Here is a 6,947-nt window from a genome sequence, read left to right as displayed (position 1 = left end):
AACGCCCGGACCCATTCCGAACCCGGAAGCTAAGCCCTCCAGCGCCGATGGTACTGCACCCGACAGGGTGTGGGAGAGTAGGACACCGCCGAACAACCATTCCACCGAACCCCCCGACCACACGGTCGGGGGGTTCAGTGCGTTTCAGGACCAGATATCGAATTCGTCTGTCTCGCAGGCCCGGCGGGGCCACGAGGCCCGCGTCAGCGTCGAACGCCCAGAGCCTCGAGCGCGGCCGCGACCACCGTGTCGATGCCATCCACGTCCTGAATGCCGGTGCCGTGCTCGCCGGCCGCGAGCTCCTCGAGCGTGTCGAACTGCGATTGCAGGAGCGACGGCGGCATGAAGTGCTTGCGACGCGTCATGCGGGCCAACAACGTGTCGTAATCCGCCTGCAGATGAAGGAAGAACAGGTCCGGGAACCCGGTGCGGAGCTGGTCCCGGTACGTCACCCGCAACGCCGAGCACGCGGTGACCGAGGTTCCCCCCGCATCGGCGATCCGCCGGATTTCGTCGGCGATCGCCGCCAGCCACGGAGCCCGATCCTCGTCGGTGAGCGGATGGCCGGCCGACATCTTGTCGATGTTGGCCTTCGGGTGCAGGGCGTCACCCTCGACGAAGGTAGCTCCCAGCTCGGCGGCGACACGCTTCCCGACGGTGGTCTTCCCGGTTCCCGACACCCCCATCACGACGATGTGGCGAGGTGGGCCGGTCGAGGCGTCCGTGTCGGCGGCGCCGGTATCGGTGATCACCTCAGAACACTACCCAGAGCAGTGCAGCGAGCAGGAAGACGGCGAGACCGAGGGTGGTCTCCAGCACCGTCCACGTCTTCAGGGTGGTCTTGACGTCCATGCCGAAGAATCGGCCGACCAGCCAGAAGCCGGAATCGTTGACGTGGGACAACACGGTCGAGCCTGCGGCGATGGCGAACACCAGCAGGGCAACGTGGAAATCGTCGAGTTCCTGCGCTGCGACCTGCGCCGACACCAGGCCCGCGGTGGTGGTGAGCGCCACCGTCGCGCTTCCCTGCGCCACGCGGAGAGCCGTGGCGATGAGGAAGGCCTGGACGATGAGCGAGAAGCCGAGACCGGACAGGGATTCCGTCAGCGACGTTCCGATGCCGCTGGCGCGGAGCACGCCGCCGAACATGCCGCCGGCCCCGGTGATGAGGATGATCGCGCAGATCGGGCCCAGCGCGTCGTCCATGAGCGCCGTGGCTCGCTGCATGGAGAACCGGCCGGGTGCGAGAACCACCAGTGACAACAGCACGGTGAGCAGAAGAGCCACCGGAGTCTGACCGAGGAGAACGAGCGCGTCCGCCCAGGCCGCGTCCTCGGGGACCGTGCCGGCCGTCTGCAGGGTCGAGATCCCGGTGTTCAAGCAGATCAGGATGAGGGGGAACAGCAGCAGACCCAGGACTGCCACGAACTTCGGGGGATCCGCGGCGATGCGATCGTCGCCGTCCGACGCGTCCCCGAACATCGCGGCGGGCGAGGTGACGATGCGTCGACCGAGTCGGGTACCGACAAGGTAGGCGCCGACGAACCAGGCGACGACGGCCACCGGGACGCCGACGATCAGGGTGAGTCCGATGTCGCCACCCATCAGGTCGGCCGCGGCGACGGGTCCGGGATGCGGCGGCACGATGGCGTGCATGGCGGCGAACGCGCCGGCCGTGGGCAGCGCGTACAGCAACACCGAGCCCCCGAACTGCCGCGCAACGGAGAAGATGATGGGCAGGAAGATGACCAGTCCGGCGTCGAAGAAGATGGGGAAGCCGAAGATCAGGGCTGCGATACCGAGCGCCAGCGGCGCTCGCTTCTCGCCGAAGCGCGCGATCAGGGTGTTCGCGAGTACCTGTGCGCCGCCGGTCTTCTCGAGCAAGCGCCCCAGCATCACGCCGAGGGCGACCAGCAACGCCACGCTGCCGAGCGTGCCGCCGAATCCGGCCAGCAGGGTGTCCGGGACATCGGCGAGCGGAATACCGGCCGCGACGGCCGTGACCATGCTGACGAGCACGAGTGCGAGGAACGGGTGCAGCCGCACCTTCATGATGAGGACGAGCAATACGGCGACGGCGACGGCCGCGACTGTCAGCAGGTACGCGGTTCCGTACGCCGGTTCCATGATGTCCACGCGGTCACGCCTCTCCTCGGTGTGACCCGACCCTAAGGTCCGGTGGTCGGGACCCGAGCCGAACGCACGGGCACCGTGTCCCAATCGTCACGTTCCGTTTGCCCAGCGGAACGGAAGGACCCACCGGCGACCTACCGTTGCCGTTGCACTCGCGCCTCGTCCCACACCGGCTCGTCCGACTCGGTGACACGTCCGTCCGAGCGGAACACGAGGAACCGGTCGAAGCTCCGGGCGAACCACCGATCGTGCGTCACCGCGATCACGGTGCCGTCGAACGCGGCGATGGCATCCTGAAGCGAGTCCGCCGACTCCAGGTCCAGGTTGTCGGTCGGCTCGTCGAGCAGAAGCAGGGTCGCCCCGGACAGCTCCAACAGCAGGATCTGCAGGCGTGCCTGCTGGCCGCCGGACAGGTCGTCGTACTTCTGCTCGGCCTGTCGCGACAGCCCGTAGCGATCGAGCGCGCGCGACGCCGCGTCCCGTCCCATCCCCGGCCGATGCGCTGTTCCGAGATGGAGGATCTCGAGCAGGGTCGACCCCTCGAGGTCCGGTCGGGTGTGGGTCTGCGCGAACAGACCGGGCCGCACCCGAGAACCGAGGACGGCGGTGCCGGTGTGCGAGACGGCCGCGAGGTCGAGTTCGTCGACCGGACGGTGCTCGGGTGCGGGATCCGATCCCCCGCCGGCCAGCAGACGCAGGAAGTGCGACTTGCCCGATCCGTTCGAGCCCAGGACCGCGACGCGGTCGCCGTACCAGATCTCGGTGTCGAACGGCGCCATCAGGCCCGTCAGCTCGAGCCCGGTGCACACGACGGCGCGCTTGGCGGTGCGCCCACCGGTCAGGCGCACGGACACGTTCTGCCGCAACGGAACCGCCTCCGGTGGCCCGGCCTCCTCGAACTTCGCGAGCCTGGTGCGCGCCGCCTGGTACCGCGAGGCGACACCGTCGTTGAACTTCGCCTTCTCGCGCAGCCGGAGCACGAGTGCCTGCAGTTTGGCGCGCTCCTCGTCCCACCGTGCGCGGAGTTCGTCGAGACGCTCGGTGCGTCGGATCCGCGCATCGGCGTAGGTGCCGAATCCGCCGCCGTGCACCCACGCCGACGCCCCGGCCGCACCCGGCTCGAGCGTGACCACGCGAGTCGCCGCATGGGACAACAACTCTCGGTCGTGACTGATGAACAGGATCGACTTGTCGGACGCGGCGATGGTGCGTTCGAGCCACCGCTTGCCCGGCACGTCCAGATAGTTGTCGGGCTCGTCGAGCAACAGCAGTCGGTCGGACCCGGCGAACAGAGCCTCGAGCACGAGCCGCTTCTGCTCGCCGCCGCTGAGCGACGCGGCCGCCCGCCACTTCGCGCGGTCGTAGGGCATGCCGAGAGCGGCCGTGGTGACCTCGTCCCAGAAGGGCTCGAGGTCGTAACCGCCGGCGTCACCCCAGTCGGACAGGGCTGTGGCATAGGCCATCTGGGTGCGTTCGTCGTCCCGCTCGATCATGGCGTTCTCCGCGTCGTCGAGGGCGCGTGCGGCGGTCCGTACCCCGGGGGCGCACACGGAGAGCAGGAGATCGCGGACCGTCGTCTCGTCTCGGACCTTGCCCACGAACTGGCGCATCACCCCGAGCGAGCCCGATCGCGTCACCGTCCCGGAATCGGGCTCGATCTCACCCGCGACAAGTCGTGTGACGGTGGTCTTTCCGGCTCCGTTGGGACCGATCAGGGCGGTCTTCGCGCCGTCTCCCACCCGGAACGAGACACCGTTCAGGAGTGGCCGACCGTCGGGAAGCGCGAGGTCGACGTCGACCAGTTCGAGATGAGCCACGGGCGATCAGCGTACGGCGGCACCCCGGCAGGAGTCACCCGATATTCGGGCGCGTCGGTGCGGTCGGGCAGACTCGAACGATGCAGCCCAACCGACCGCGCCTCGTCGCCTCCGACGTCGACGGAACGCTTCTCGACCGGCACGAGCGCGTCAGTGCCCGCACCCGCGACGCCGTCCACGCGGTCGTGGCGGCGGGAGACGTGTTCGTCCTCGCGACCGGTCGACCGCCGCGGTGGATCACCCCCGTCGTCGAGCAGCTGGGCCTGGCTCCGCGGGCGGTGTGCGCGAACGGTGCGGTGCTCTACGACAGCGAGGCCGACCAGGTGATCTCCGCCCGGACTCTCGGGGTCACGGCACTGGCGGAGATCGCCGCCGTCGTCGGGGACCTGCTGCCCGGATGCGGTCTCGCGGTGGAGCGCGTGGGCGAATCCGCACACGATTCCGCGACGCCGCAGTTCGTCAGCGAGCCCGGCTACGAGCACGCCTGGCTCAATCCCGACAACACCGAGACCTCGGCCGAGGACGTGCTGTCGGCGCCGGCGGTGAAGCTCTTGGTTCGCCAGTCGTCGATGACGAGCGGGGCGATGGCGGCGGCGATCACCACGCACGTCGAGCATCTGGCCGACGTCACGTTCTCCACCGACAACGGGCTGATCGAACTCAGCGCGCCCGGGGTGTCGAAGGCGTCGGGATTGCTCGAGGTGGGCCGGACGCTGGGCATCGAGGCGTCGGAGATGGTGGCGTTCGGAGACATGCCCAACGACGTTCCGATGCTGACGGCCGTCGGCCACGGCGTCGCGATGGGCAATGCCCATCCGGATGCGATCGCCGCGGCCAACGAGGTCACCGCGACCAACGTCGACGACGGGGTGGCCCGCGTCGTCGAACGTTGGTGGGGATGAGGCCGGGTCAGCCCACCGGGGCCGGCTCGGGGGCCGGGGCGGCCTCCGGAGCGGGAGCCGGCCCGGAGGCGGGAGCCGCCTCGGGAGCCGGAGTCGCCGGGGCGCCGGCGTTCATCTCCGTCGTGTAGGTGTCGACGAACGTTTTCATCACCGTCGTCACGATGCCGGTGACCTGATCGAAGATCAGCGAGCCGTTGGTGAAGTCGGTCTGCTTTCCACCGGGGACGTCGTACTCGTCGGTGGTGGGCAGGCCGAGCGAACCGGACTCCGAGCCCTGCGCGACGAACTGCTGGTAGATCTTGCCCAGCACCGAGACCACCTGGCCGGTCGGCGTCGTGTAGATCGAGCCGTTGACGAAGTCCGCCTTCTCGAGTCCGTCGGCGATGGGCAGAAGCCCGGTCAGCGCGGCGCCGAGGCGTCCGCTCTCGCCGCCCTCGGCGACCCACTTCTGGACCACCGGGTTCTGCACGCCCATGCGCAGGAGGTCGGACACCAGGCCGCGCAGGGCGGCGCTGCTGTCCCGGCCGGAGGCGTCGGTGCTCGGCGGCGCGGGGACGGTGCCGCCGCCGACGACGGTGTCGGGCGAGGTGACGGGGGATGTCGTCGTGCCGCCCCCGAGGTTGGCGGCCGCGATGGTGCGGATGTCGCCAAGCCGGGCGTAGGCGGCGTCACCCGGGCATTCGGTGTTGCCGACGTCGCGGTGCGCGAAGATCACCGGCAGATCGATGGCGTTGCCCTGCGGGACGAAGGTGTACTGCGTGCCCTCGGAGTACATCGTCGTCCGACCCATCGGGTCGAGGCCGGCCTTGCCGAGCCGCCAGCCGAGGAACCGCCCGGCCGCGTCGATGGACTCCTGCGTCGGGGCGACGCGGCTGTAGTCGCCCATCAGCGCGAGACCCATGGTGTTCTCGTTGAACCCGCCCGCGTGGGCACCCTCGACGTTGCGGTCGAGTCCGCCGGCGCGCCCCTCGAAGATCTGGCCGTACTTGTCGACCAGCACGTTGTAGCCGATGTCGCACCACCCCAACGTCTTCGCGTGGTAGGCGTAGATCGCGCGGACGATGCCCGCGGATTCCCGGCGGGTGTAGTCGTTGCTGCCGGCGGTGTGGTGAATGGTCGCGCCGCCCAACGAGTCGTCGTAGGTGGGGCTGCCGCAGCGAATCGACTCGTCGGCTCCCCACTGGGCGCGGGAGATGACCGCGGGGCCGGATCCGGCGAGCGGCGTCGCGATGTCCGTCAGCGTCGCGTCGGCGGCCGACGTCCCCGGGGTGATGAGGACGGCTGCCGCGTCGGCGAGAGTCTGTGCGGACTGGTCGGCCGGCTGCGTCCGCAGGGGGCTCGACGACGACGCGGGGATGTAGCCGAGGTCTGCGGCGGGCCGAGCGGGCTCGGCGGGAGCGGGCACGGGGTCTGCGGGCGCGGGAGCCGGCGGCACCGGGAAAGCGGGATCGGCCGGATTCGCGGCCGGGGTGGGCACCGTGGGGGTGAGCAGGAACTGCACGCGCTTCGTCTCGCCGACGTAGATCGGCTCCGTGCCCGCGGCGGCGGTGGGGACGTCGGAATCGGAGCGGCCGGTGTCGATGGGCTGCGTCTCGTTCCACGGACCCCACGAGCCGTCCTCGAGCTGGGCGCGCACGCGAGCGACGGCGTTGCCGAGCTGCTCGGCGGTGAGCGCGACCATGCTGAACGGGGTGTCCTGCGCGACTTCCTTGACCACGGCCCCGTTGGCCGGGATCTCCACGGCCCCGGCGACGTCGCCCGGTGCGAGCGGGGCCGGGGCGACGGGCGCGGTGAGGCCGGGAATGGCCGGGATCTCGAGGTTGTCCGGGATCGGCAGGTCGCGCAGCGAGCCGAGGTCGATGTCGGGCAGCGGGAGACCGGTGAGCTCCTCGAGCGGGATGACGATGTCGGGCGCGCTGGCCAGCGCGAGCTTGGCGATCTGTGTGGGGACCACGACGGCCGAATCGGTGGCGGTCTGCACGTCGGTGTGTTGCTGCCGCACGAGATGGACGGCAACGGGGGTGGTCACCGCCAGCGCGGCGACGACACCCATGACGAGCGCGGGCTTCGGGCGACGGTGCACTGCTGTACTCCC

General features: G+C 70.0%; 5 protein-coding genes and 1 rRNA gene. 2 read left to right on the top strand and 4 right to left on the bottom strand.

Annotated features, from left to right (window positions below):
* A 5S ribosomal RNA gene (gene rrf / locus BMZ18_RS05675) occupies positions 1–94 on the top strand; the annotation flags it as partial.
* 109 nt (positions 95–203) lie between these two features.
* Here the strand turns inward: rrf and BMZ18_RS05670 are convergent.
* The 3 genes from BMZ18_RS05670 to BMZ18_RS05660 all read right to left on the bottom strand — a co-directional run bounded on the left by BMZ18_RS05670 (position 204) and on the right by BMZ18_RS05660 (position 3,950).
* The gene (locus tag BMZ18_RS05670) at positions 204–752 is read right to left on the bottom strand and encodes a gluconokinase (protein WP_244516424.1); all 549 of its coding nucleotides are present in this window, start codon (positions 750–752) and stop codon (positions 204–206) included.
* Between the two features lies 1 nt (position 753).
* A complete protein-coding gene (locus BMZ18_RS05665; protein WP_068361889.1) occupies positions 754–2,136 on the bottom strand; it encodes a GntP family permease in 1,383 nt (460 codons plus the stop codon).
* A gap of 131 nt (positions 2,137–2,267) precedes the next feature.
* Positions 2,268–3,950: an ABC-F family ATP-binding cassette domain-containing protein gene (locus BMZ18_RS05660; RefSeq protein WP_068361892.1), complete on the bottom strand. Its 1,683-nt coding sequence runs from the start codon at positions 3,948–3,950 to the stop codon at positions 2,268–2,270.
* 80 nt (positions 3,951–4,030) lie between these two features.
* Here BMZ18_RS05660 and BMZ18_RS05655 point away from each other — a divergent pair, with 80 nt between their 5' ends.
* The gene (locus tag BMZ18_RS05655; RefSeq protein ID WP_068361896.1) at positions 4,031–4,852 is read left to right on the top strand and encodes a Cof-type HAD-IIB family hydrolase; all 822 of its coding nucleotides are present in this window, start codon (positions 4,031–4,033) and stop codon (positions 4,850–4,852) included.
* 7 nt (positions 4,853–4,859) lie between these two features.
* Here BMZ18_RS05655 and BMZ18_RS05650 read toward each other — a convergent pair whose 3' ends face one another.
* Positions 4,860–6,905 (bottom strand): N-acetylmuramoyl-L-alanine amidase, encoded by a 2,046-nt coding sequence (locus BMZ18_RS05650; RefSeq protein ID WP_170851461.1) that lies wholly within the window; start codon positions 6,903–6,905, stop codon positions 4,860–4,862.
* Positions 6,906–6,947 lie beyond the last annotated feature (42 nt).

Origin of the sequence: Rhodococcoides kroppenstedtii, from assembly GCF_900111805.1 — a bacterium.
Lineage (GTDB): Bacteria > Actinomycetota > Actinomycetes > Mycobacteriales > Mycobacteriaceae > Rhodococcoides > Rhodococcoides kroppenstedtii.
Note: the sequence above shows the minus strand (reverse complement) of the source record. Positions and strands in the feature narration are given on the sequence as shown.